The sequence below is a fragment of the Rhizobium sp. RSm-3 genome (assembly GCF_001854685.1).
GTDB lineage: Bacteria > Pseudomonadota > Alphaproteobacteria > Rhizobiales > Rhizobiaceae > Rhizobium > Rhizobium ecuadorense.
This window is the reverse complement of sequence record NZ_MAWZ01000013.1, coordinates 115,982-138,970: the sequence shown is the minus strand read 5'-3', so window position 1 is coordinate 138,970 and position 22,989 is coordinate 115,982. Positions and strand designations below refer to the sequence as shown.

23 protein-coding genes are annotated in these 22,989 nt (G+C 61.9%); 16 read left to right on the top strand and 7 right to left on the bottom strand.

The window, feature by feature from the left end; translation table 11 throughout:
• Positions 1-85 precede the first annotated feature (85 nt).
• The 9 genes from BBJ66_RS13870 (at position 86) to ligA (ending at position 11,951) form a co-directional block, all read left to right on the top strand.
• On the top strand, positions 86-1,012 hold the full coding sequence (locus tag BBJ66_RS13870; protein WP_049733636.1) for a D-alanine--D-alanine ligase: 927 nt from the start codon (positions 86-88) through the stop codon (positions 1,010-1,012).
• Complete coding sequence (locus BBJ66_RS13865) at positions 1,000-1,932, top strand: cell division protein FtsQ/DivIB (protein ID WP_049733635.1); 933 nt, start codon at positions 1,000-1,002, stop codon at positions 1,930-1,932. Before BBJ66_RS13870 ends, BBJ66_RS13865 begins: the two co-directional genes overlap by 13 nt.
• On the top strand, positions 1,929-3,260 hold the full coding sequence (gene ftsA, locus BBJ66_RS13860) for a cell division protein FtsA (RefSeq protein WP_003565034.1): 1,332 nt from the start codon (positions 1,929-1,931) through the stop codon (positions 3,258-3,260). Before BBJ66_RS13865 ends, ftsA begins: the two co-directional genes overlap by 4 nt.
• A 56-nt stretch (positions 3,261-3,316) precedes the next feature.
• Complete coding sequence (gene ftsZ, locus BBJ66_RS13855) at positions 3,317-5,032, top strand: cell division protein FtsZ (RefSeq protein ID WP_049733633.1); 1,716 nt, start codon at positions 3,317-3,319, stop codon at positions 5,030-5,032.
• Positions 5,033-5,292: 260 nt separating this feature from the next.
• Positions 5,293-6,249 (top strand): UDP-3-O-acyl-N-acetylglucosamine deacetylase, encoded by a 957-nt coding sequence (gene lpxC / locus BBJ66_RS13850; RefSeq protein WP_049733632.1) that lies wholly within the window; start codon positions 5,293-5,295, stop codon positions 6,247-6,249.
• Positions 6,250-6,493: 244 nt separating this feature from the next.
• Entirely contained in the window at positions 6,494-7,363 is an 870-nt protein-coding gene (locus tag BBJ66_RS13845) for an outer membrane protein assembly factor BamD (RefSeq protein WP_018242851.1), read from the top strand.
• Between the two features lie 5 nt (positions 7,364-7,368).
• Positions 7,369-9,042 (top strand): DNA repair protein RecN, encoded by a 1,674-nt coding sequence (gene recN, locus BBJ66_RS13840; RefSeq protein WP_049733631.1) that lies wholly within the window; start codon positions 7,369-7,371, stop codon positions 9,040-9,042.
• 75 nt (positions 9,043-9,117) lie between these two features.
• Entirely contained in the window at positions 9,118-9,645 is a 528-nt protein-coding gene (locus BBJ66_RS13835; protein WP_049733630.1) for a DUF6886 family protein, read from the top strand.
• 149 nt (positions 9,646-9,794) lie between these two features.
• The gene (ligA, locus tag BBJ66_RS13830; RefSeq protein ID WP_049733629.1) at positions 9,795-11,951 is read left to right on the top strand and encodes an NAD-dependent DNA ligase LigA; all 2,157 of its coding nucleotides are present in this window, start codon (positions 9,795-9,797) and stop codon (positions 11,949-11,951) included.
• A gap of 32 nt (positions 11,952-11,983) precedes the next feature.
• Here the strand turns inward: ligA and BBJ66_RS13825 are convergent, their stop codons facing one another.
• The gene (locus BBJ66_RS13825) at positions 11,984-12,520 is read right to left on the bottom strand and encodes a GNAT family N-acetyltransferase (RefSeq protein ID WP_049733628.1); all 537 of its coding nucleotides are present in this window, start codon (positions 12,518-12,520) and stop codon (positions 11,984-11,986) included.
• A gap of 285 nt (positions 12,521-12,805) precedes the next feature.
• Between BBJ66_RS13825 and BBJ66_RS13820 the strand changes: the two genes are divergently transcribed.
• Positions 12,806-13,396 (top strand): 3'-5' exonuclease, encoded by a 591-nt coding sequence (locus BBJ66_RS13820; protein ID WP_071087708.1) that lies wholly within the window; start codon positions 12,806-12,808, stop codon positions 13,394-13,396.
• Between the two features lie 76 nt (positions 13,397-13,472).
• On the top strand, positions 13,473-13,967 hold the full coding sequence (locus BBJ66_RS13815; RefSeq protein WP_071087706.1) for a CreA family protein: 495 nt from the start codon (positions 13,473-13,475) through the stop codon (positions 13,965-13,967).
• A 292-nt stretch (positions 13,968-14,259) separates the two neighbouring features.
• Here the strand turns inward: BBJ66_RS13815 and BBJ66_RS13810 are convergent, their stop codons facing one another.
• Positions 14,260-14,730: a chemotaxis protein CheW gene (locus BBJ66_RS13810; protein ID WP_003541378.1), complete on the bottom strand. Its 471-nt coding sequence runs from the start codon at positions 14,728-14,730 to the stop codon at positions 14,260-14,262.
• 318 nt (positions 14,731-15,048) lie between these two features.
• On the opposite strand from BBJ66_RS13810, the gene BBJ66_RS13805 reads away from it, so the two are divergent.
• Positions 15,049-15,651 (top strand): SCO family protein, encoded by a 603-nt coding sequence (locus BBJ66_RS13805; protein ID WP_049733625.1) that lies wholly within the window; start codon positions 15,049-15,051, stop codon positions 15,649-15,651.
• Between the two features lie 68 nt (positions 15,652-15,719).
• Complete coding sequence (locus tag BBJ66_RS13800; protein WP_071087705.1) at positions 15,720-16,598, top strand: 50S ribosomal protein L11 methyltransferase; 879 nt, start codon at positions 15,720-15,722, stop codon at positions 16,596-16,598.
• Positions 16,599-17,015: 417 nt separating this feature from the next.
• Here BBJ66_RS13800 and BBJ66_RS34945 read toward each other — a convergent pair whose 3' ends face one another.
• Positions 17,016-17,189, bottom strand: coding sequence for a hypothetical protein (locus BBJ66_RS34945; RefSeq protein ID WP_167347783.1), 174 nt, complete (start codon positions 17,187-17,189; stop codon positions 17,016-17,018).
• 278 nt (positions 17,190-17,467) lie between these two features.
• On the opposite strand from BBJ66_RS34945, the gene BBJ66_RS13795 reads away from it, so the two are divergent.
• Positions 17,468-19,303: an aminopeptidase P family protein gene (locus BBJ66_RS13795; protein ID WP_071088115.1), complete on the top strand. Its 1,836-nt coding sequence runs from the start codon at positions 17,468-17,470 to the stop codon at positions 19,301-19,303.
• Between the two features lie 24 nt (positions 19,304-19,327).
• On the opposite strand, the gene BBJ66_RS13790 is transcribed toward BBJ66_RS13795, so the two are convergent.
• A complete protein-coding gene (locus BBJ66_RS13790; RefSeq protein WP_049733623.1) occupies positions 19,328-19,636 on the bottom strand; it encodes an AzlD family protein in 309 nt (102 codons plus the stop codon).
• A gap of 3 nt (positions 19,637-19,639) precedes the next feature.
• A complete protein-coding gene (locus BBJ66_RS13785) occupies positions 19,640-20,371 on the bottom strand; it encodes an AzlC family ABC transporter permease (protein ID WP_071087703.1) in 732 nt (243 codons plus the stop codon).
• Positions 20,372-20,503: 132 nt separating this feature from the next.
• Here BBJ66_RS13785 and BBJ66_RS13780 point away from each other — a divergent pair, with 132 nt between their 5' ends.
• On the top strand, positions 20,504-20,743 hold the full coding sequence (locus tag BBJ66_RS13780) for a DUF2164 domain-containing protein (RefSeq protein ID WP_071087701.1): 240 nt from the start codon (positions 20,504-20,506) through the stop codon (positions 20,741-20,743).
• 233 nt (positions 20,744-20,976) lie between these two features.
• Here BBJ66_RS13780 and pncA read toward each other — a convergent pair whose 3' ends face one another.
• Entirely contained in the window at positions 20,977-21,603 is a 627-nt protein-coding gene (gene pncA / locus BBJ66_RS13775) for a bifunctional nicotinamidase/pyrazinamidase (RefSeq protein ID WP_071087699.1), read from the bottom strand.
• 252 nt (positions 21,604-21,855) lie between these two features.
• Entirely contained in the window at positions 21,856-22,359 is a 504-nt protein-coding gene (locus BBJ66_RS13770) for an EF-hand domain-containing protein (RefSeq protein WP_071087697.1), read from the bottom strand.
• Positions 22,360-22,634: 275 nt separating this feature from the next.
• Here BBJ66_RS13770 and BBJ66_RS13765 point away from each other — a divergent pair, with 275 nt between their 5' ends.
• Positions 22,635-22,982, top strand: coding sequence for a hypothetical protein (locus BBJ66_RS13765; protein WP_071088113.1), 348 nt, complete (start codon positions 22,635-22,637; stop codon positions 22,980-22,982).
• Positions 22,983-22,989: the final 7 nt, after the last annotated feature.

The window sequence follows — 22,989 nt, the reverse complement described above, 5'->3', positions numbered from 1 at the left end:
GCAGGTCGGACAAAGGCCCGAAGCGGCGCAGACAGCTTGGCGCAAGCGTCGATTTCGAGAATGGAAGTTATTTTTGGGGGTGTTGATGAGTCGCAAGCATGTCGCTGTCCTGATGGGCGGATTTTCCTCGGAACGGCCTGTCAGCCTTTCCTCGGGAAAGGCTTGCGCAGAAGCCCTCGAAGCGGAAGGCTTCGAGGTGACGCGGATCGACGTGGCGCGCGATGTTTCCGAAAAGCTTGCAGCGCTGAAGCCCGATGTGGTCTTCAACGCGCTGCATGGACCCTTCGGCGAGGATGGCACCATTCAGGGCATCCTCGAATATCTCGAGATCCCCTATACCCATTCGGGCGTGCTTGCCTCGGCGCTGGCGATGGATAAGGACAAGGCGAAGCTTGTCGCCGCCGCCGCCGGCATTCCTGTTGCCGAATCGCAGGTGGTCAACCGTTTCGCCTTTCCCTCGACGCATCCGATGAGGCCGCCCTATGTGGTGAAGCCCGTCCGCGAAGGGTCGAGCTTCGGTGTCGTCATCGTCACGGAAGATCAGGCGCATCCGCCCCAGGTCGTCAGCTCGCCCGAGTGGCGCTACGGCGAGGAGGTGCTCGTCGAGCGCTATGTTTACGGCCGCGAACTCACCTGCGGCGTCATGGGCGAGACTGCGCTCGGCGTCACCGAGGTGGTGCCGCAGGGACACAATTTTTATGATTACGATTCCAAGTATGCGGCAGGCGGTTCAAAACACGTCATCCCGGCGAAAATTTCACCGAATATTTACCAAAAAATACAAACATTGGCTCTAAGGGCGCATCAGGCAATCGGTTGTCGCGGCGTCAGTCGGTCCGACTTTCGTTACGACGATCGTTTCTCCGAAGACGGCGAAATCATCTGGCTGGAGGTCAATACCCAGCCAGGCATGACTCCAACCTCGCTTGTGCCCGAAATGGCCGGTCATGCCGGCTATTCCTTTGGTGAGTTTCTCCGGTGGATGGTGGAGGACGCGTCTTGTTTGCGTTGACGGTCAAGAGGATAGGGCGCCCCAGCCATCATGCCGTGCTTCCGGTCATGGAAGCCGAAGAGCGATTCGTGTTGCCGCGTCCGCTGCGCCGCGTTACCCGTTTCCTGATCAGCCTCGGCAGCGGCCGCATTTATATCCCGGCCCATACGGGCACGGTTTCGGCGGTCGCTTTCCTGGCTGCAACAGGGCTTTACGGCATGTCGCTCGGTGGCCACACCGAAGCCGTTGCGCAGGCGACGACGACGGCGGCAGGTTTTGCAATCGAAGATGTGAAGGTCTCCGGCAATTCCGAGACTTCCGAAATCGAAATCCTGCAGCTGATCGGCCTCGACGGCACGACCTCGCTGGTCGCCCTCGACGTCGATGCGGCGCGCCGGAAGATCGCGCATTTGCCCTGGGTCGAGAATGTCGAAGTCCGCAAGATCTATCCGAAGACGATCGAGGTGAAGCTCAAGGAGCGTCAGGCCTATGCGATCTGGCAGCACGGGCAGGAGCTTTCGCTGATCGAAAAGAACGGCAGCGTCATTGCGCCGCTGCGCGACAACAAGTTTTCGTCGCTGCCGCTCGTCGTCGGCCGCGATGCGGAAACGGCGGCGGCGTCGCTCGACGACGCCTTCTCGAAGTGGCCCGACGTCAAGGCCCGCGTGAAGGCCTATGTCTGGATATCGGGCCGTCGCTGGGACCTGCACATGGATAACGGCGTTGTCGTCAAGCTGCCGGAAGACGGTATCGATCAGGCGCTGGCGACGCTTTCGAAGTTCGACAAGGAGCACCAGCTCCTGGAGCGCGACATTGCCGCGGTCGATCTCAGGCTGTCCGACAGAACCGCGATCCAATTGACGCCGGAGGCTGCGGTCCGCCGGCAGACGGCTGTGACGGAGCGCACGAAAGAATTGAAGAAGACGGGGCAGAATATATGAGCTTGTTCGGTTCGTCCCATTTCGGATTGCCGCGCCTGAAACCGCTTTCGTCGAAGCGGTCGCATGTCGTTTCTGTGCTCGACATCGGCTCGACCAAGGTGGTCTGCATGATCGGCCGGTTGACGCCGCGCGAGGAAAGCCAGATCCTGCCAGGCCGCACGCACAATATCGAGATCATCGGCATCGGCCATCAGCGTTCCCGCGGCATCAAGACCGGCGTGATCGCCGATCTCGACGCGCTGGAAGGCGTCATCCGTCTCGCCGTCGACGCGGCGGAGCGCATGGCGGGGCTGACCGTCGAGAGCCTGATCGTCAATCTGACGGCCGGCCGTCTCGGCAGCGACATCTACACGGCGACGATCGATCTCGGCGGCCAGGAAGTCGAGCTCAACGATCTGAAGAAGGTGTTGTCGGCGGCCTGCCAGCAGTCGCTGCGCCAGGACCGTTCGGTGCTGCATTCCCTGGCGACCGGCTTTTCGCTCGACGGCGAGCGCGGCATCCGCGATCCGCTGGCGATGTACGGCGATGCGCTCGGCGTCGACATGCATGTCGTGACGGCGGAGCGCTCGGCGCTGAAGAACCTCGAGCTCAGCGTCAACCGTGCGCACCTCTCGGTCGAGGGCATCGTTGCGACGCCCTATGCATCGGGCCTTGCGGCTCTCGTCGACGACGAGGTCGAACTCGGCTGCGCGGCGATCGACATGGGCGGCGGCACGACGACGATCTCGGTCTTTGCCGAGGGCAAGCTCGTTCATACCGATGCCGTCGGCCTCGGCGGCCATCACGTGACCACCGATCTGGCGCGCGGTCTTTCGACCCGCATCGAGGATGCGGAGCGTCTGAAGGTCGTGCATGCCACGGCCCTTTCGAATTCTTCCGACGAGCGCGAGCTGATCTCGATCCCGCCGATCGGCGAGGATGATCGCGACCAGCCGTCGCAGGTGCCGCGGGCGCTGGTTTCGCGCATCGTTTCGGCCCGAATCGAAGAGACGATGGAACTGATACGCGACCGCATCCAGCGCTCCGGCTTCAGCCCCATCGTCGGCAAGCGCGTCGTCTTGACCGGTGGAGCCAGCCAGTTGACCGGCCTTGCCGATGTGGCGCGGCGCATCCTTGCCCGCAACGTCCGCATCGGCCGTCCGATGGGCGTCTCGGGACTGCCGACGGCGGCCAAGGGCCCGGCCTTTTCGACGGCCGTCGGCTTGATGATCTATCCGCAGGTCGCGGACATGGAGACACATGCGTCACAGAGCGGCCTGCTCATGTCGCTTGGGGGAAATAACAGCCGCATAGCCCGGATGGGCCAGTGGCTGAAGGAAAGCTTCTGAAAATTGAGTAATTGGCCGGCGTGGCGATGCGGCCAGAGAGAGAAGGAACAGGTACCATGACCATCAAGCTGCAAAAGCCTGACATCACAGAGCTGAAGCCGCGCATCACCGTATTCGGCGTTGGTGGCGGTGGCGGCAACGCCGTCAACAACATGATCACCGCCGGTCTCCAGGGCGTCGACTTCGTCGTCGCCAACACGGATGCCCAGGCGCTGACCATGACGAAGGCCGAACGGGTCATCCAGCTCGGCGCCAACGTCACCGAAGGCCTCGGCGCAGGTTCGCAGCCGGAAGTCGGCCGCGCGGCCGCCGAAGAGTGCATCGACGAGATCATCGATCACCTGAACGGCACGCATATGTGCTTCGTCACCGCCGGCATGGGCGGCGGCACCGGCACAGGTGCTGCGCCCGTCGTCGCACAGGCCGCCCGCAACAAGGGCATCCTGACGGTCGGCGTCGTCACCAAGCCGTTCCATTTCGAAGGCGGGCGCCGCATGCGCCTGGCCGAGATGGGCATCCAGGAGCTGCAGAAGTCTGTCGATACGCTGATCGTCATTCCGAACCAGAACCTCTTCCGCATTGCCAACGACAAGACGACCTTCGCCGACGCCTTTGCGATGGCCGACCAGGTTCTCTATTCGGGCGTTGCCTGCATCACCGATCTGATGGTGAAGGAAGGTCTCATCAACCTCGACTTCGCCGACGTCCGCTCGGTCATGCGCGAAATGGGCCGCGCGATGATGGGCACCGGCGAAGCCTCCGGCTCCGGCCGCGCGCTGCAGGCCGCCGAGGCTGCAATCGCCAACCCACTGCTCGATGAGACCTCGATGAAGGGCGCCCAGGGCCTGCTGATCTCCATCACCGGTGGTCGCGACCTCACCCTTTTCGAAGTCGACGAAGCCGCGACCCGCATCCGCGAGGAAGTCGATCCCGACGCCAACATCATCCTCGGCGCCACCTTCGACGAATCGCTTGAAGGCATCATCCGCGTCTCGGTTGTCGCAACCGGCATCGACCGGGCGATCAGCGAAGCCGCCGAGCGCAACCTGCAGCCGGTCGCACGGCCTGCAATCCGTCCCTCCGCGGCTGTTGCTCCGGCAGCGGCCGCAGTTCAGCCTGCCCCCGTGATGCAGGCACCGAAGGCCGTGGATCCGATTGCGCAGACCATCCGCGAAGCAGAGATGGAACGCGAGCTCGAGTTCCCGGCCCCGCGTGCTAGCGCCCCGGTGCAGCAGCCGGTGGTACAGCAGGAAACCTTCCGTCCGCAAAGCAAGATCTTCGCGCCCGCACCGGAAGCTCCGGCAATGCGTCCTCCGGTGCAGCAGCAGGCTCCGGCGCCCGTTATGAGCCAGCCGGTCATGAGCCAGCCCGTCCAGCAGCAGCCGGTCCGGCAGGAGCCGATCATCCGCCAGGCGCCCGAACCGATGCGCATGCCGAAGGTCGAGGATTTCCCGCCGGTCGTCCAGGCCGAACTCGACCACCGCACGCAGCCGGCTTCGGCGCATGCAGTGGAAGAGCGCGGTCCGATGGGCCTGCTGAAGCGAATCACCAATTCGCTTGGCCGCCGCGACGACGAAGCCGTTGCCGCCGACATGACTGCCGCACCGCCGGCCGCTTCGCAGCAGCGCCGTCCGTTGTCGCCCGAGGCAAGCCTCTACGCACCGCGCCGCGGCAACCTCGACGACCAGGGCCGGGCGGTTCCGCAGGCCCGGATGATGCAGGAAGACGACCAGCTGGAAATCCCGGCATTCCTGCGTCGCCAGTCGAACTGAGCGGCTGAGTAAGCACCGTTCATGCCCGGGATCGAGGTCCCGGGCATTGCTGTTTTTCAGCCCGTGATTCGCAAGCGATTTCAATCGTGTGACTTCGTAACAAAGCGAAAGAAACAGTGATTTGGATTGGAGCGCCGGGGCACGTAAGTATGGTGCAAGGAAACTGCCCCAGGAGCCCTTTCGACGGGCTCCTTGTACAGAATGAACGATGGCCGCGCCGATTGGGCAGACCCGGTGCGGAAGAATAAAGGCAGAATTTTATGGCAATTGGCTTGCTGGGTTTTCAAACGACGGTATCGCGTCCCGTGACGCTTTCGGGCATCGGGGTCCATTCGGGTGCGAATGTTTCGATCACGCTGAACCCGGCGGAATCGGACACCGGCGTTGTTTTCCAGCGCCTGCATGCCAATGGCGACATCACCGAACTCAAGGCCGTCTCCTCGCAGGTAGGCAATACCGACCTCTGCACCGTGCTCGGTTTCTCGCCGGCCCATTCGGTCGCGACGATCGAGCATGTCATGGCGGCGATCTATGCGCTCGGCCTCGACAATGTGGTGATCGAGGTGCAGGGCTCGGAAATGCCGATCATGGACGGCAGCTCGCTGCCCTTCGTCGAGGCGATCGAGCAGGTCGGTCTGGTTTCGCTCGGCGTCAAGCGCCGCTACATCCGTATCACCAAGCCGGTGCGTATCGAGCATGGCGGCTCCTGGAGCGAATTCCGTCCCTATGACGGCACGCGCTTCGAAGTCGAGATCGATTTTGACTGCCCGCTGATCGGCCGGCAGAAATGGGCCGGCGACATGTCCGCTTCCGTCTTCAAGACCGAGCTTTCCCGCGCTCGCACCTTCGGTTTCATGCGCGATGTCGAGCGTCTCTGGGCCTCGGGTCACGCGCTCGGCTCCTCGCTCGAAAATTCCGTCGTCATCTCGGACGACAACACCGTCATCAACGTCGAAGGGCTGCGTTACGCCAAGGACGAATTCGTCCGCCACAAGACGCTCGATGCCGTCGGCGATCTGTCGCTTGCCGGCGTCCAGTTCATCGGCTGCTACCGGTCCTATCGCGGCGGTCACAAGATGAATGCCAATGCGCTGAAGGCACTGCTCGCCGATCCCTCCGCCTATGAGGTTGTGGAGACGTCGACGCCGCGCCAGCGCGTCGCCGCCCGTGAACTGATTGCGGTCAGCGCTTCGGAATTCGCTCCCTGGTCGGCATGACCTCCAGCATATTTTCAAGACCAGGCCGCCTCTTTCCCGGAGGCGGTTTTTTTATGTCCGCCGGGTCAGATGCTTTACTGCCACAGGTCGGGGAAGAAGAGGAAAAGCCGGTCATTCCCCGGCTGCTGCCACAAAAATGCGTTAATGCCTTATCATTGCGTTGCTCTTGATGCACATTTATGGCTAGAAACGCCAGCGAGGCGTGGCTGCCGTGGAGCGAGCGGCGGCAGTGGGGTTCTTTCGAATGGGTTATGCAGGATCTGAAGGTATGATGAAGACAGCGCGTGCTTTGTTCGCATCGCTTCTGGTGCTCAGCGCAGGCGCCTCGATATCCGGTTGCCAGTCGGATCCTGATATCGACATCACCAAGCTCGGCCTCGAAACCGATCCGCCTGACGTACTCTACACCCAGGGCCTTGCCAACATGAAGGCCGGCAACATGGCGGAAGCGGCGCGCAAGTTCGACGCGATCGACCGCGAGAACCCGTTCTCCGAATGGGCGCGCAAGGCGCTTGTGATGAGCACCTTCGTCAAATACCGTCAGGGCCGCCTGGACGATGCGCTTGCCTCAGGCAACCGCTATATGTCGCAATATCCGAAATCGCAGGATGCCGCCTATGTGCAGTATCTCATCGGTCTCACCTATTCCAAGCAGATCGTCGACGTGACGCAGGACCAGCGCGCCTCGGCAAAGACGATCGAGGCGATGCAGGCCGTCATCGACAATTATCCGAACTCCGAATATGTCGACGACGCGCAGGCGAAAATCCGCTTCGCGCGCGACCAGCTCGCCGGCAAGGAAATGCAGATCGGCCGCTACTATATGGAGCGGAAGGAATATCTCGCCGCGATCTCGCGCTTCCGCATCGTCGTCGAGAAATATCCGAACACCAACCAGATCGAAGAGGCCTTGGCGCGTCTCGTCGAAGCTTATTATTCCATGGGCATCGTCGACGAGGCGCAGACGGCGGCGGCTGTTCTCGGCCACAATTATCCCGACAGCCAGTGGTACGCCGATTCCTACAAGCTGCTGCAGAGCGGCGGTGCCGAGCCGCGTGAAAACAAGGGCTCGTGGATCGCTGCGGCAGGCAAGAAACTTCTTCTCGGTTCCTGAGGCCAATGCTGATCCAGCTTTCGATCCGCGATATCGTCCTGATCGAGCGGCTGGATCTTGCCTTCGAGACAGGCCTCTCTGTGCTGACGGGCGAGACCGGGGCGGGCAAATCCATCCTGCTCGACAGCCTGTCGCTGGCGCTCGGTGGGCGCGGCGACGGCGGCCTGGTGCGCCACGGCGAGGACAAGGGCCAGGTGACGGCGGTGTTCGACGTCGGCATGGAGCACGGCGCCCGCAAGCTACTGCGTGAAAACGGTATCGACGACGAGGGCGACCTGATCTTCCGGCGCCAGCAATCGGCGGACGGGCGCACCAAGGCCTATGTCAACGACCAGCCGGTCAGCGTGCAGCTGATGCGCCAAGCCGGCCAGATGCTGGTCGAAATCCACGGCCAGCATGACGATCGCGCCCTTGTCGACACCAATGCCCACCGCACCCTGCTCGACGCCTTTGCCGGTTTAACCGATGAGGTTTTGGAGGTTTCCCGGCTGTATCGCCTGTGGCGCGACAGCGAGCGGGCGCTGAAGAAGCACCGCGAGAAGGTGGAAGGCGCGGCGCGCGAAGCCGACTATCTGCGTTCCTCCGTCGAGGAACTCGAGAAGCTCTCGCCGCAGGATGGCGAGGAGGACGAACTCGCCGATAACAGGCAGAAGATGATGAAGGCGGAGCGAATCGCCGGCGATATTGCCGAGGCGTCCGAGTTCCTGAACGGCAATGCCTCGCCGGTGCCGCATATCGCCTCGCTGGTGCGCCGGCTGGAGCGCAAGAGCCATGAGGCGCCGGGCCTGCTCGAAGACACCGTGACGCTGCTCGATGCCGCGCTCGACCAGCTTTCCAACGCGCAGATGGAAGTCGAGGCGGCGCTGCGCAAGACCGAATACGATCCGAGGGAACTGGAGCGGGTGGAGGAGCGGCTTTTCGCGCTCAGGGCCGCCTCGCGCAAATATTCCGTGCCCGTCACTGAGCTGCCGGCGCTTGCCGTCCGGATGATCGCCGATCTTGCCGACCTCGACGCGGGCGAGGAGAGGCTTGCCAGGCTCGAAGCCGAGGTCGGCCTTGCGCACGAGAATTACGACGCGGCGGCGCGCTCGCTCTCCGACAAACGCCATCATGCCGGCACAGCACTGGCTGCGGCCGTCATGACGGAGCTGCCGGCGCTGAAGCTCGAACGCGCCCGTTTCATGGTCGAGATCACCACGAATGCGCAAGAGGCGCTTGCCGAAGGCATCGACGTCGTCGAGTTTCATGTCCAGACGAATCCGGGCACGCGGCCGGGCTCGATCATGAAGGTGGCTTCCGGCGGGGAACTGTCGCGTTTCCTGCTGGCGCTGAAGGTGGCGCTCGCCGATCGTGGCTCGGCACCGACGCTCGTCTTCGACGAAATCGATACCGGTGTGGGCGGGGCGGTCGCCGATGCGATCGGTCAGCGGCTGAAGCGGCTGTCGGAGCGGGTGCAGGTGCTGTCGGTCACACATGCGCCTCAGGTTGCGGCGCGCGCGGCGACACACCTTCTGATCTCCAAGGGGCCGGCGGCCGAAGGCTCCGAAAAAATCGCCACACGGGTGGCGACGATGGCGCAGAAGGACCGCACCGAAGAGATCGCCCGGATGCTGGCCGGCGCTTCGGTGACGGAAGAGGCGAGGGCGGCCGCGAAGCGGCTGCTGGCCGGCAACGGCTGATCGCCAGACCGGCGGCTGTGACATGCGCTTCGATTCACGTTATGCGAATCACTCGATCAGCGGTGATCTCTTGCCATGCGTCTTTTCCATTTCAGCGATGATCCGGATATTGCCGTGTTCGAACCGCGCCCGGTCCGCATCCCCTCCGAACGCGCAGCAGGCCGGGAATGGCTGAACGGTCCGCTCGTCTGGGCGATCGATGGCGATCATGATTTCATGTATCTCTTTCCGCGTGACTGCCCGCGCATCCTGATCTGGGCGACGCCCGAGACGTCGGAGACGGAGCGACGTCGCTGGCTTGGCGACTGGCGGGCCGCCGTCTTCGTCGAACGCCATTGGCTGAAAAGGCTCGAGGCGGAGACCATCCATCGTTATGAGATGCCGGCGGAGGATTTCGAAGACCTTGAAGATGCGGGCATGTGGGTGTGCCGCCGTCGCGTCATTCCGATGGAGCGGATTGCCATATCGCGGCTCGATCGGGAGTTTGCGCCGAGAGGGGCGGAACTCCGGGTGGTCGATAGCCTGCGGCCGCTGAAGGGCCTCTGGAACACGAGCCTGCATGTCAGCGGTATTCGGTTGCGCAATGCGAGGGATTGGGAATAGGGCGACCCGATGCTACGCATCTATGCAATGCTCCGACGTGTCAATGCATTTCAGAGAATAGAATTTGGTGCGAACGCCGGCCCCACCCTCTCTTTTCATCCGGCAATTTTGCTCTAAAAACAATGCCAGATTCTCTGGAGTGATGTTCCATGTCCATCGAAGGTTCCGCCGTCGACACGTTGACGATCGAAGAGGCTGCCGCCGAGCTTGAGCGGCTGGCCAAGGAGATCGCGCATCACGATGCGCTCTATCACGGCAAGGACCGACCGGAGATATCGGATGCCGATTACGACGCGCTGAAGCGCCGCAACGATGCGCTGGAAGTGCGGTTTCCCGAGCTGATCCGTGAGGATAGCCCGTCGCGGCGTGTGGGTGCCGCGCCCTCCGTCACCTTCTCGCCGGTTGTCCATGCGCGGCCGATGCTGTCGCTCGACAACACGTTTTCGCAGGAGGACGTGCAGGATTTCGTTGCGAGCGTCTATCGCTTCCTCGGTCGGCTGCCGGACCAGTCGATCGCCTTTACCGCGGAGCCGAAAATCGACGGTCTGTCGATGTCGATCCGTTACGAAAACGGCAGGCTGGTGACGGCCGCGACGCGTGGCGACGGCACGACGGGGGAGAATGTCACCGCCAATATCCGCACCATCGCGGAAATTCCGAGTGAGCTGCCGAAGGGTGTGCCCGCGGTGGTGGAGATCCGCGGCGAGGTCTATATGGCCAAAAGCGATTTCCTGGCGCTGAACCGGCAGATGGAGGCGGAGGGCAAGCAGACCTATGTCAATCCGCGCAATACGGCGGCCGGGTCGCTGCGCCAGCTCGACGCCAAGGTGACGGCGAGCCGGAAGCTGAAATTCTTCGCCTATGCCTGGGGCGAAATGGCGGAGATGCCTGAAGATACGCAATTCGGCATGGTGCAGATCTTCAAGAAATGGGGCTTTCCGGTGAACCCGCTGATGAAGCGGCTGAATTCGGTCGCCGACATTCTAGCGCATTACGATGAGATCGGCCTCGAGCGCCCGGATCTCGATTACGACATCGACGGCGTCGTCTACAAGGTCGACAGCCTCGAACTTCAGCAGCGCCTCGGCTTCCGCTCGCGCAGCCCGCGCTGGGCGACGGCGCACAAATTTCCGGCCGAACAGGCCTTCACCGAGGTCGAGAAGATCGAGATCCAGGTCGGCCGCACCGGGGCGCTGACGCCGGTGGCGCGGCTGAAGCCGATCACCGTCGGCGGCGTCGTCGTCACCAATGCGACGCTGCACAACGAGGACTACATCAAGGGTCTCGGCAATAGCGGCGAGCGCATCCGGCCTGAAGATCACGATATCCGCGAGGGCGATACCGTCATCGTCCAGCGCGCCGGCGACGTCATTCCGCAGATCCTCGACGTGGTGATGGAAAAACGTTTGGCTGACGCCCGTTCGTATGAATTTCCGAAAACCTGCCCGGTCTGCGGCTCGCATGCGGTGCGCGAGGTCAACGAGAAGACCGGCAAGATGGATTCGGTGCGCCGCTGCACCGGCGGCTTCATCTGCCGGGCGCAGGCGACGGAGCATCTGAAGCACTTCGTCTCGCGCAACGCCTTCGATATCGAAGGGCTCGGCTCCAAGCAGGTCGACTTCTTCTTCGAAAACGAGGATGCGTCGCTGCAGATCCGCACCGCGCCCGAAATCTTCACGCTGGAGAAGCGCCAGCAGCAATCGCTGACCAAGCTGGAGAATATCGACGGCTTCGGCAAGGTCAGTGTCGGCAAGCTCTATGCGGCGATCAACGAACGGCGCAGCATTGCGCTCCACCGTTTCATCTATGCGCTCGGCATCCGTCATGTCGGCGAGACCACGGCGAAGCTGCTGGCGCGCTCCTACGGCACATACGAAGTTTTTGCGACGGCGATGCAGGAGGCGGCACCGCTTTCCGGCGACGCCTGGAACGATCTCAACGCCATCGAGGGCATCGGCGAGGTCGTGGCGCGCGCCATGGTCGAGTTCTACAAGGAACCGCGCAATGTCGAGGTGATCACCCGCCTGCTTGAGGAGGTAACGCCCCAGCAAGCCGAACAGCCGGTCACCTCAGGCAGTCCGGTCGCCGGCAAGACCGTGGTTTTTACCGGCTCGCTGGAAAAATTCACCCGCGACGAGGCGAAGGCGAGGGCGGAAAGCCTCGGCGCCAAGGTGGCGGGATCGGTCTCGAAGAAGACCGACATCGTCGTCGCCGGCCCCGGCGCGGGCTCGAAGCTCGACAAGGCGCGCGAACTCGGCGTGCAGACGATGGACGAGGACGAGTGGCTGGCATTGATCAGCGGCTAAGGGGCTGACGGCACGCTGCCAGCCTCGTTCACTCATAACCTGAGCCGCGCCATCGTATAGGCGTCGACATACTTCCCCGATCGAAACCCAAAGGCCTTCAACAGGCCCTCCCGCTCGAAGCCAAACGTCTCGTAGAGGCCGATGGCGGCGTCGTTGTCGGTGTAGACGGTCAGTTCCAGCCGTTTGACATCCAGCCAGTCGTCGGCGGCGTCGACCATGGCGCCGAGCAGGATGCGGCCGAACCCGCGGCCGGTGAAATCGTCATGCACACCCATGCCGAGACTGGCGACGTGCTGCCTGCGGCCGGAGAGGCGGTTGAGGCCGCAATTGCCGATGATCTTGCCATCCAGGGTAACGACGAGATTCAGCGCGCCCGGCGACGGGTTTTCCATGTTTTTGCGGACCTCTTCGACCCTCTGGTACGGCGGCCGCAGAGTGCCGGCCCGATAGCCCGGCAGATTTATCAGATCGGTGATTTCCTCCGCATCGGAAAGGCGGACTGCGCGCACGAGGACGCCCTCCGGCAGGCGCGCTCGGCGGCCAGGCTCATTCTCTTCGTTTTCAGACATTGGCTGCTCTCCGTTGGTTTCAGGAGGAGAGCCGGAGTTTCTGAAAACCCTGCTCGCCTCGGCAGGGTTTTCGGGATGATCGGATCGCTGCTAACGCGCCATCGCTCCCGCATACCCTTCAAGGGTCGTGGTGTGATGAATAAGCGCTGCCATGGTCACCGAACCGATCATGGCGGCAAGTTTCGATATGTGGGGTTGAAATGTCAACCGTACGTCGTGCCGAATTTGCGCGGCCGGGAGCGGGACGGTATTTCTGTTCCCCGAAGAAACGATTCGGGTGCTGATTTGAAGACCATCGCGATTGACTTCGAGACGGCGAACGAACAGCGCGGCAGCGCCTGTTCCGTCGGCCTTGCCTGGATCGAGGAGGGCAGGGTCACGCGCGTCGAGGAGCGGCTGATCCGGCCGCGGGACATGCGTTTTTCCGGGATGAACATCGCGATCCATGGTATCCGGCCGGAGCATGTGGAGGATGCGCCCGATTTTCCCGAGGTGATGGACGAGTTCCACGAGGATATCAGCGGCGCGACGATGATCGCCCATAATGCCGCCTTCGATTTCAGCGTCTGGCGGGCGTGCCTCGATCTCTACCGACAATCCTATCCTGAATTGACCTATCTCTGCAGCCTGAAGATGGCGCAGCGGATCTGGCCGCACTTCCTCTCGCATCGGCTGAACCTGATCGCCGAGCATCTCGGCCTGCGTTTCGTGCACCACAACGCCGCCGAGGACGCCGTCGTCTGCGCGGCCGCAGCCATCGAGATGGCGAAAGCGGTCAAGGCCAATGCCGTTCACGCCATACCGGCGCTGATCGGCATGAAGCCTGGCCGGCTGACGGCGCGGGCCTACGAGCCCTGCACCTGCCGGAAGGGCTGATTGTTCTCGCCATCGGCCTTTCTTGCAATGCATCGGGACGCACTTATCTAGAAGGCGGATTATTTAGGGAGCCGCCATGTCCAAGCTGCGCAATCTTCTCCTCACCGCCTTCTCTTTCGCTGCCCTCTCCGCCGGCGCCGCCTCGGCCGAAGTCGTCGGCAAGGTCGGGGTCGACTGGATCGGCAACGACATCATCGTCGAGGCGGTCTCCGATCCGGAGGTCAAGGGCATCACTTGCCACGTCACCTATTTCGACCGCAGCCTCATCGACCGGTTCAAGAACGGCAACTGGTTCGAAGATCCCTCCAACAATTCCATCGCCTGCCGGCAGACCGGGCCGATCGAGATCGGCAATATCGACCTGTCCAAGGATGGAAGCGAAGTATTCCGCCAGGGCATGTCGCTGATTTGGAAGACGCTGGTCGTCAACCGCATCTACGACAAGACCAACGACACGCTGATCTATCTTGCCCATTCCAGGGAACTGACGGATGGCTCGGCGAAGATGTCGATTTCGACGATTCCGCTCTATGGACAGAACGTGACGTGGAAGAATGGGAAGCCGCAATAAGGCTGCAGGTTGGTGCGCAACGCGAGTTTCATCTTGAGTAGTGCATCTCTCCGAGTTCCCTCATGCCTGTGCTTGTCACAGGCATCCAGCGTGCCAAAGTCCTTGGGCGCAGGAGACTCATTTTGACAAGCGAGCCATTCACCGCGCAGACGCGCGGTGAATGGATCTCTGTGACGAGCACAGAGATGACGGAGGAGAGGGTGTGCCATGCGGCTCGGAGAGATTGGCGATGTCCTCTTCAAACAAAAAGGCCCGGACAAACCGGGCCTTCCAACGCCAGAATGGAAGAATATCAAGCCGCCTGCGTCAATTCGTCGGCGATGACGGTGTCGAGGTTCAGGAAGCAGACCATCGTCTTTTCGAGCGCGACGATGCCGCGGCAGAAGGCGCGCTGGGCTTCCGGGATGATTTCCGGCGGCGGCTGCAGGTCTTCGCTCTTGATGGTCATCATGTCGGAAACCTGCTCGACCAGCAGGCCGACCAACTTGCCGGCGATATCGGTGACAATGATCGCCGAGCGCTCGGAGGGCTCGGTCATCTTCATGCCGAGCCGGCAGGCCATGTCGATGACGGGGATGACCGCGCCGCGCAGGTTGATAAGGCCGAGCACGTAAGGCGGGGTGTGCGGCATCGGCGTCACCGGCGCCCAGCCGCGAATTTCGCGGATGGCCATGATGTCGATGCAGAATTCCTGGTCGCCCAGGTGGAACGAGACGATTTCGAGATAAGCGCCCGACTGCTTAATGGCGTTGTTGTTGTTCATGGTCAGAATTCTTCCCAGTTATCCCCGGCGGAGTAGCGATGCAGAACCGCCGTTAAATATAGATGTGACGGCTTAAGTCTTTCCTAACGATATGTATTTTGGGATTGCCCGTCGCTCTGAAGGCAAGCTATTCACAAACATCGCATTTTTGATCCGTGCTGATTTCTGCGGGCCGACTTCCGGTTGGGGCGGCCGCGGTCGATGAGACAATTAATCACGGGTCAGAAAACATATTGTTGAGTTGCGCGCCTTCGGTCGAGACTATAATCACGCCGGCAGAGGCGGGCGGCGCATCCGCCTGGATCGAGGATCTCGCCAATGAAGACATTCCGCATCGCCGTCTGGGTCGGTGTCCTGATACTTGCCGGGGTTCTCGGCTTGGTCCGGTGGTATCCTTTTAAATCGGGGGATGTGGCGGTGGAGGCCCCCTTCGGTGTTCCTTTCACCCTGGTCTCTCAAAGCGGGCAGCCGATCACCGAGCAGGCACTGCGCGGCAAGCCGACGGCACTGTTCTTTGGCTTTACCCATTGCCCTGAAGTCTGCCCGACGACGCTTTTCGAGTTGAACGGCTGGATGGAGAAGGTCGATCCCAAGGGTGACAAGCTGCAGGCCTTTTTCGTGACCGTCGATCCGGAGCGCGACACGCCCGAGATCATGAATGGCTACGTCTCCAACGTTTCCAAGCGCATCACCGGCATTTCGGGCCCGCCCGACAAGATTGCCGAGGTCATCAAGGGTTTCCGCGTCTACGCCAAGAAGGTGCCGGTCGACGAGAAGGATCCGAACGGCGATTACACGATGGATCACAGCGCCTCGGTCTTCCTGCTCGATTCGGCCGGGCGGTTTGCCGGAACGATCGCCTATGGCGAAAACCCGGACACGGCGGTAAAGAAGCTGGAGAATCTCGTCAGCAAGGGGTGATGGTTTCAGCGTGATTGGGCGCTGGCTCGACCGATGGCGGGCAACGGAAACGGGAAAGACCGCCTATCGTGAGTGAAATCCGCCTTTACGTGACGACCACTGAAACCCAGGCCGAAGAGATCCTCGACCTTCTGAGCGCGGTCTTCGGCGAAGAAGACTTTGCCATCGGCACCACCGAAATCGACGAGAAGAAAGACATCTGGGAAGCCTCGATCTATATGATGGCCGAGGCCGAGGCCGAGGTGCATTCCCGCGTCGAGGGCGCGTTGAAAACCTCTTTCCCCGATGCCCGGCTGGAGCGGGAAGTCATCCCCGATGTCGACTGGGTGGTGAAATCGCTGGAGGGGCTGAAGCCCGTCAGGGCAGGGCGCTTCCTGGTGCACGGCTCACATGACCGCGACAAGGTCCGCTCCGGCGATATCGCCATCGAGATCGATGCCGGACAGGCCTTCGGAACCGGCCATCACGGCACGACCGCCGGCTGCCTAGAGGCCATCGACGCCGTGGTGCGCTCGCGCCCGGTCCGCAACGCGCTCGATCTCGGCACCGGCAGCGGCGTGCTGGCGATTGCGGTGCGCAAGCTGAAGAACATACCGGTGCTGGCAACCGACATCGATCCGATCGCGACGCGGGTGGCGGCAGAAAACGTGCGCCGCAACGGCATCGCGTCGGGCATCGTCACTCGGACTGCGCCGGGCTTTCATTCGACGGCCTTTTCCGAGCATGGTCCCTTCGATCTCATCATCGCCAACATTCTCGCCCGGCCGTTGATCCGCATGGCGCCGCAGCTTGCGACGCATCTGGCACCCGGCGGCTCGGTCATCCTTTCGGGCATTCTCGCGGCGCAACGCTGGAAGGTGATCGCCGCCTATAGCGGCGCGCGGCTTCGCCATGTCAGGACGATTTGGCGCAACGGCTGGGTGACGATCCATTTCGATCGGCCGTGAATTTTTGGGACGATGAGGAGGCGAGTGCCTGTCTGATGGCGCATCCGACGCTGTGTTTCACTGCACCGGCGGCGAGTTTGGCGAGAACATCACCTCATTCTCCGTCATCCTCGGCCTTGAGCCGAGGACCCATGCCACTGCTGCTGATGGATGCTGCATGGATGCTCGGCTCAAGGCCGAGCGTGACGGAGCGTGGGGTCGGCGGGAGGAGCCATTCACCGTACAGACGCCTATATCAGGAACCTGTCCGCCAGCTAAACCCTACCGACGATAACAAAAAAGGCGGTGCCGATGGCACCGCCTTGGACCGGTCTATCCGGCCAATGCCCGCGAGCTCAAGGGGAGGAGCGCTCGAGCGGGCTCTACTGCATTCCAATAGGCCGGTCCGGGAGGGAGGAGACGGACGGGCTTTCAGATTTAGAACGCGTAGCTGGGAGCGCCGTTGTGGCGCGTGGCGCGCTGGCCGGCGCCGAGCAGCTTGAGGCTGTCGTCGTTCTGCGGCCGGCGGGCGCCGATGACGTGACGTACGGTCTGGCGTTCGCCAGCCTGTGCCGGGCTGCTATATGCGAAGCGCGAGAGAGAGGCGGTCATTTCAAAAAATCCTTTGTTGCAGGTTCATCGCGAACCGTTCGATGCCGCCTATATAGCTATTCTGAAAAGCCGAGGCAGAGGGTTTCGCTCATGGGAGCCATGCGGCCAATGCATAAAGCGTGCCAAATTAACTTTTCGCGTCACAGTTCTGTCAAAATATTGGGTGGCACCCAGGGTTTCGACTCGTTTCGTCGCTTTTTCTCCCCATCGGTTGAAATTTCGCTAACATGGCCGGCATCCCCTTTACCGGATTCGTCTCAATCATTCGGGTTTCCAGCATGTTCCAGTCCTTCGAAGTCACCTCCACGCCCCAATTCGGCAGGGATCGCGTATCGGCGCTGCGCGCTGCTTTCGATTCGCTCGGGATCGACGCCTTCCTTGTGCCGCGCGCCGACGAGTTCAACGGCGAATATGTTCCCGCATGTTCGGAGCGCCTGGCATGGCTGACGGGCTTCACCGGCTCGGCAGGCGTTGCAATGATACTGCGCACGCAGGCGATCGTCTTCGTCGACGGGCGTTATGTGACGCAGCTTGCCGAACAGGTCGACGGTTCGGTCTTCTCGGGCGGCGATCTCGTCAACGAGCCGCCGCATCTCTGGCTGGCCGCAAACGGAGCCAAGGGCCTGCGGCTCGGCATCGATCCCTGGCTGCATGCCGGTGCCGAGGTGCGCCGTCTGGAACGGGCGCTCTCGCAGATCGGCGGCACGCTCACCTTCCTGCCGCACAATCCGCTCGACAGGCTCTGGAGCGACCGGCCGGCCGAACCGCTCGGCGCGGTCAGCATCCAGAATGTCGCGCAGGCCGGCGTGCTGGCGAGCGACAAGATCGCCACGATCGCCGCCGATCTTTCGAAGAAAAACCTCGCCGCGGTGCTGATTGCCGATCCCTCCTCGGTTGCCTGGACCTTCAACATCCGCGGCGCCGACGTGCCGCACACGCCGCATCCGCTGGCGCGCGCCATCGTCCATGCCGACGGGCGGGCCGAGCTCTTCCTCGACAAGCGCAAGACCGGCATCGAGCCGGAGGCCTATCTCGCGCAGATCTGCACGCAGCTGCCGCCCTCGGCGCTGGAGGAAAGGCTCGCCGCCGTTTCCAGGGATGGCGGCCGTGTGCTGATCGACCCCGATATCGCCTCCTATGCGCTGGCCGAGATTATCCGCAAGGCGGGCGGCGAAGGCGTCGAGGGCGCCGATCCCGCCAAGCTGCCGCGCGCTGTGAAGAACGACGTCGAGATCAACGGCTCGGCCGCCGCGCATCTGCAGGATGGGGCGGCGATGGTGGAATTCCTCTATTGGCTGTCGCAGACGAAACCCGCGACAGTGAGCGAGATTGCCGCCGCCGAACACCTCGAAGCGGCGCGCGCCCGGGTCGGCCAAAACATGCAGAACCCGTTGAAGGACATTTCCTTCGACACGATTTCCGGCGCCGGCGAACATGCGGCGATCATGCATTACCGCGTGACGACCGAGACCAACCGGATGATCGAGGCCGGCGAACTTTTCCTGATCGATTCCGGCGCGCAATATATCAATGGCACGACCGACATCACTCGCACGGTTGGCATCGGGGCGGTTTCTGAGGAGCATCGCCGTTTCTTCACGCTGGTGTTGAAGGGTATGATCCAGATCAGCACGGCGCGGTTCCCGAAGGGCACTCGCGGCTGCGACCTCGATCCGCTGGCGCGCATTGCGCTCTGGCGGGCAGGGGCCGATTTCGCCCATGGCACCGGCCATGGCGTTGGCTCCTATCTCTCGGTGCATGAGGGACCGCAGCGCATCTCCAGGCTTTCGACGCAGGAACTGCTGCCCGGTATGATCCTGTCGAACGAACCGGGCTATTACCGGCCCGGCAGCTTTGGCATCCGCATCGAGAACCTGATCTATGTGCGCGCGGCCGAGGAGATCGACGGCGGCGATGCGGCCATGCTCGGCTTCGAAACGCTGACTTTCTGCCCGATCGACCGCAGCCTCGTCGTCCCAGAGCTTCTGACCCATGACGAGCTGCACTGGTTCAACGACTATCACCACCGCACGCGCGAGGCGCTGATGCCGCTGATCCACGACCACGATGTCAGGGCATGGCTCGAAAATGCAACGCTGCCGCTGGAATATTAAGGTAACGGCGTCTGGACGCCGGCCTCAGACGCCGGCGGTATGGCGCCAGATCATCACGGCGATCCAGGCGGCGACCAGCATCCATGTATGGGTGAAACGCAGGCCGACGAAGAGGGCGACGATCAGCGCCAGCTTCGAGTCCCAGCCGCCGATGAAGAACGCAGGTGCGACCAGCGTCGTTAGGACGGCGGCCGGCACGGCATTCAGTGCCGCCTCCATGCGCGGCGGGATGCTCCTCATCCGGGTGATGAGAATGTAGCCGCCGATGCGTGTGGCGAAGGTGGCGGCTGCGGCGGCGAGGATGACGAGCGCCATGTGAAGATCGAATTCCATGGCTCAGACCTCATGCATTTCGGATTGCAGCGCGTCGGCTTTGAGATCAGGCTCCCGCGACGGCAATGGCAGCAGGGCGGCGAGCACGATGCCGGCGGCCGCACCGAGGCTGACATGCCAGGGCGAGCCGACATAGCGATAGGCGAGCACGGAAGCCACGGCGCTGACGAGCGCCACGGGCAGGAAATTGTCGCGCTTGCGGAAGCCGAGGACGATGCCGAGGAAATAAGCCGGCAACAGGATATCGAGGCCGATGGCGTTGGGATCGCCGATGAAGCCGCCGAGCATGCCGCCGGCGACGCTGATCAGCACCCAGGGAATGTAGATGATGATGCCGAAGCCGAAATACCAGGCGAAGGTCAGCGGTTTGCCGGCCTCGCTGCGTTTCACCGCTTCGGCAAATTGCGGATCGACGAGCAGGAAGAAGGTGAAGAATTTCTGCACCGGCGTGAAATGGCCGATATAGCGCGCCAAGGCCGCCGAATAGAGCACGTGGCGGAAATTGACGGCGAGGATCGATAGCACGATCAGCCAGGCATGGACATTGTGGCCGAAGAGCTCGATGCCGACCATCTGGCTGGCGCCGGCATAGACGGTGGCGCTCATAAAGGCGACCTCGGAAAGCGACAGGCCGTTTTCGACGGCGAGCGCCCCGAACAACGCGCCAAAGGGCGCCGACGCCAGCGCAACGGCGGAGCCGCCCCGCAAACCTTCAACAAAGTCGGCGCGATTCATATGGGTGATCCTGTTGGAAATTCAGCTTTGACTTATGGTCTGTGATCTGCCGCGGCAATTGAATTTCGTTGATTGACCTATCGATTTCGCTGAAGCATCAAAACCCTGATCGCGTCGGCCAGAGAGGACCTCATGAAGAAGATCGAGTTTTCGAAGGAAGAAAAGGCTGAAATCGTTTCGCGCATCCGCGCTTATTTCGACCGGGAACTCGATCCCATCGGCGCCTTGCCGGCCGAATTCCTGCTTGATTTTTTCGCCGTGGAGATCGGGCCGTACCTCTACAATCGAGGGCTGAGAGATGCTCAAGCGGCCCTATTGAAGAGAATGGAAGACCTGGCCGAGGACATCCATCTTCTCGAGCGGGAGGAATAATCCTAGCGTCTGGGGACGGAAATCAGGGCCTTCATTTAACGCCGCAGGACATTTTTGCTTTCCAGCGTGCCACAGACCTCGTCAAACGCTTCGGCCCGGTTTCCGGGAGCGATGAGACCTACGACGCCTATGTCATGAAATAAGACGCCGGACATCAGTCGCTCTCGTTGTTCAGCGCCAAGGAGGGTGGGCGTGCGCCAAACCGACATTCCCTACGTTGTCTTTGGCGTGGGTCAGCCGGCCAGCACCTCAGCGCTGTCGATGATCGCGATGCCATGGGCGCGCATCTCGTCGATGGCGGCGGCGACGCCTTCGGGGCTGATGCCGCGGCTTGCATCCTCGATGAAGCGGACGCGAACACCAGGCATCATCTCCAGCGCGTCGAGGGCAGAGAATTTGACGCAATAGTCGGTCGCCAGCCCGCAGACGTCGAGGTCGGTGACACCCTGGTCCTCGAGGAAATCGGAAAGGCCGGTCGAGGCATCACGGTCATTGTCGCGGAAGGCCGAATAGCTGTCGATATCGGGATCCTCGCCCTTCTGCTGGATCAGGTCGATCTCTGCGGATTTCAGCTCGGGATGCAGTTCGGCATCGAGCGTGCCCTGGATGCAGTGGTCAGGCCACATCATCTGCGGCTTGCCCGACAGCTCGCCCATCTCGAAAGGCGCGGCGCCCGGATGGGCGGAGGCGAAGCTGCCGTGGCCTGGCGGGTGCCAATCCTGCGAGGCGACGATGAGGCCGTATTTGCCGCTGTCGATCAGGCTGTTTGCGACGGGAACCACCTTGTCGCCATCCGGCACCGGCAGATTGCCGCCCGGACAGAAGCCATTCTGAATGTCGACGAGCAGCAGCGCTTTCATCAAGGCCAATCCCTTCGCTTATCTCAGTGTAAGACGCCAAGCATATTGCACGCATCAACTAGTGGATTTCCCGGCGTCGGCGCGCAAGTGTTAATTCTGGTACTAGCGGTAGTAGCTGGCTGAAAAAGAATACGCTAATGCAACCATTGCGATTGTCGCGACGGCTCGCGTGTCGAAATGAAAAGGGAAGGAGGAAGCCGATTTTGCGTCTGGCGGCGGATCGAGGCTCCCCCGGCGGAGCCCCATGCCGAACTATGCCGCGGTCACGCCGTCGGCTGTGGAATCATCCGCTGCGGCGGAAGCGCCGTAGGTATTGCGGTGGGCTTGCAGGGCCGTCTGCATGTCGCTCAGCACTTTGGTGAGGAGCGGGTCGCTATCGCCTGACGCATTAATTTTGTTCGGATCGGCGGCGAGGAATTCGGACTCGGTCAATTTGCCGTCACCATTTGTATCCATCGCGGCAAAGACGCCCTTGGAATCGTCGCCGCTCGGATCGCTGCCGTCGCTCTGATCGTCGCTGCCGTCGGCCTTCTGCAGGGACAGCATCAGCGACAGGATGTCGGCGGTGATCTTCTTGGCGATATCGGCGCTGCCGTCATCGCTGTCGTCTGATGTCGCAGCCGTGCCGGATGACGAGGATTGCGATGCGGCGGCGAGCTCATCCGGGGAAATGACGCCGTCGCCATTCTTGTCGAGGCTGGAAAGCGGAGACTGGTACTGGGATAATGTGCTGCCGAGAGATGAAACACTGGTCACTTGAACCTCCTTCGAAAAGTTCGTCGTGAAGCCCGCCTTTCATGGACGGGCAGATTCCGGGCTAAGCTGATTTGCGCAATGCGTCAAAGCGACGTTTTGACACGTTAACTTTTCGGTTACCAAATATATCCTATTGGAATTATTGTATTTTTATAGGTGGGTGGGTTCGGCCGGACGGAGTTCTGCACCGGTCGCGAAAGCGAGATGCGAGGGCAATCTTGCTCCCGGCCGCGATTTCTGCCTTTCTTGCTCAGACGCAAGCCGGAAGCGAAACCATGTCCGAGGCAGAACCGAACGAGAAGATCGATGCGACGTTCCGCAACGGGTCGCTGACGGCGACCGGGATCATCCTCGGTTTCTCCCTTAATTTCATCAGCCTCTGGGTTTCCAATCCCAATGACTGGAGCCGCATCGATCTGCTGCCGATGTCGTTCCTGACCGTCGGCATCGCCATTCAGGTGAAGGTGTTTGCCGATCTCTTGGCGCGGGACTCGCTGCTTGCCGTCAAATATGACAGGTCGCGCCGGCTGTTCCTGATCGGATTGTCGATCGTCGCCATCGGCATGGGCATCGCCCTGATGAACGACATTCTCGGGCTGGGAAGCATGCGAATGCTCGGGTGAAGGTTTT

What these genes read in the sequence shown, in the direction of transcription:
- BBJ66_RS13870 (WP_049733636.1), top strand. Translation starts at nt 86, where the DNA reads ATGAGTCGCAAGCATGTCGCTGTCCTGATGGGCGGATTTTCCTCGGAA.
- ftsA (WP_003565034.1), top strand. Translation starts at nt 1,929, where the DNA reads ATGAGCTTGTTCGGTTCGTCCCATTTCGGATTGCCGCGCCTGAAACCG.
- ftsZ (WP_049733633.1), top strand. Translation starts at nt 3,317, where the DNA reads ATGACCATCAAGCTGCAAAAGCCTGACATCACAGAGCTGAAGCCGCGC.
- lpxC (WP_049733632.1), top strand. Translation starts at nt 5,293, where the DNA reads ATGGCAATTGGCTTGCTGGGTTTTCAAACGACGGTATCGCGTCCCGTG.
- BBJ66_RS13845 (WP_018242851.1), top strand. Translation starts at nt 6,494, where the DNA reads ATGGGTTATGCAGGATCTGAAGGTATGATGAAGACAGCGCGTGCTTTG.
- recN (WP_049733631.1), top strand. Translation starts at nt 7,369, where the DNA reads ATGCTGATCCAGCTTTCGATCCGCGATATCGTCCTGATCGAGCGGCTG.
- BBJ66_RS13835 (WP_049733630.1), top strand. Translation starts at nt 9,118, where the DNA reads ATGCGTCTTTTCCATTTCAGCGATGATCCGGATATTGCCGTGTTCGAA.
- ligA (WP_049733629.1), top strand. Translation starts at nt 9,795, where the DNA reads ATGTCCATCGAAGGTTCCGCCGTCGACACGTTGACGATCGAAGAGGCT.
- BBJ66_RS13825 (WP_049733628.1), bottom strand. Translation starts at nt 12,520, where the DNA reads ATGTCTGAAAACGAAGAGAATGAGCCTGGCCGCCGAGCGCGCCTGCCG.
- BBJ66_RS13815 (WP_071087706.1), top strand. Translation starts at nt 13,473, where the DNA reads ATGTCCAAGCTGCGCAATCTTCTCCTCACCGCCTTCTCTTTCGCTGCC.
- BBJ66_RS13810 (WP_003541378.1), bottom strand. Translation starts at nt 14,730, where the DNA reads ATGAACAACAACAACGCCATTAAGCAGTCGGGCGCTTATCTCGAAATC.
- BBJ66_RS13805 (WP_049733625.1), top strand. Translation starts at nt 15,049, where the DNA reads ATGAAGACATTCCGCATCGCCGTCTGGGTCGGTGTCCTGATACTTGCC.
- BBJ66_RS34945 (WP_167347783.1), bottom strand. Translation starts at nt 17,189, where the DNA reads ATGACCGCCTCTCTCTCGCGCTTCGCATATAGCAGCCCGGCACAGGCT.
- BBJ66_RS13795 (WP_071088115.1), top strand. Translation starts at nt 17,468, where the DNA reads ATGTTCCAGTCCTTCGAAGTCACCTCCACGCCCCAATTCGGCAGGGAT.
- BBJ66_RS13790 (WP_049733623.1), bottom strand. Translation starts at nt 19,636, where the DNA reads ATGGAATTCGATCTTCACATGGCGCTCGTCATCCTCGCCGCCGCAGCC.
- BBJ66_RS13785 (WP_071087703.1), bottom strand. Translation starts at nt 20,371, where the DNA reads ATGAATCGCGCCGACTTTGTTGAAGGTTTGCGGGGCGGCTCCGCCGTT.
- BBJ66_RS13780 (WP_071087701.1), top strand. Translation starts at nt 20,504, where the DNA reads ATGAAGAAGATCGAGTTTTCGAAGGAAGAAAAGGCTGAAATCGTTTCG.
- pncA (WP_071087699.1), bottom strand. Translation starts at nt 21,603, where the DNA reads ATGAAAGCGCTGCTGCTCGTCGACATTCAGAATGGCTTCTGTCCGGGC.
- BBJ66_RS13765 (WP_071088113.1), top strand. Translation starts at nt 22,635, where the DNA reads ATGTCCGAGGCAGAACCGAACGAGAAGATCGATGCGACGTTCCGCAAC.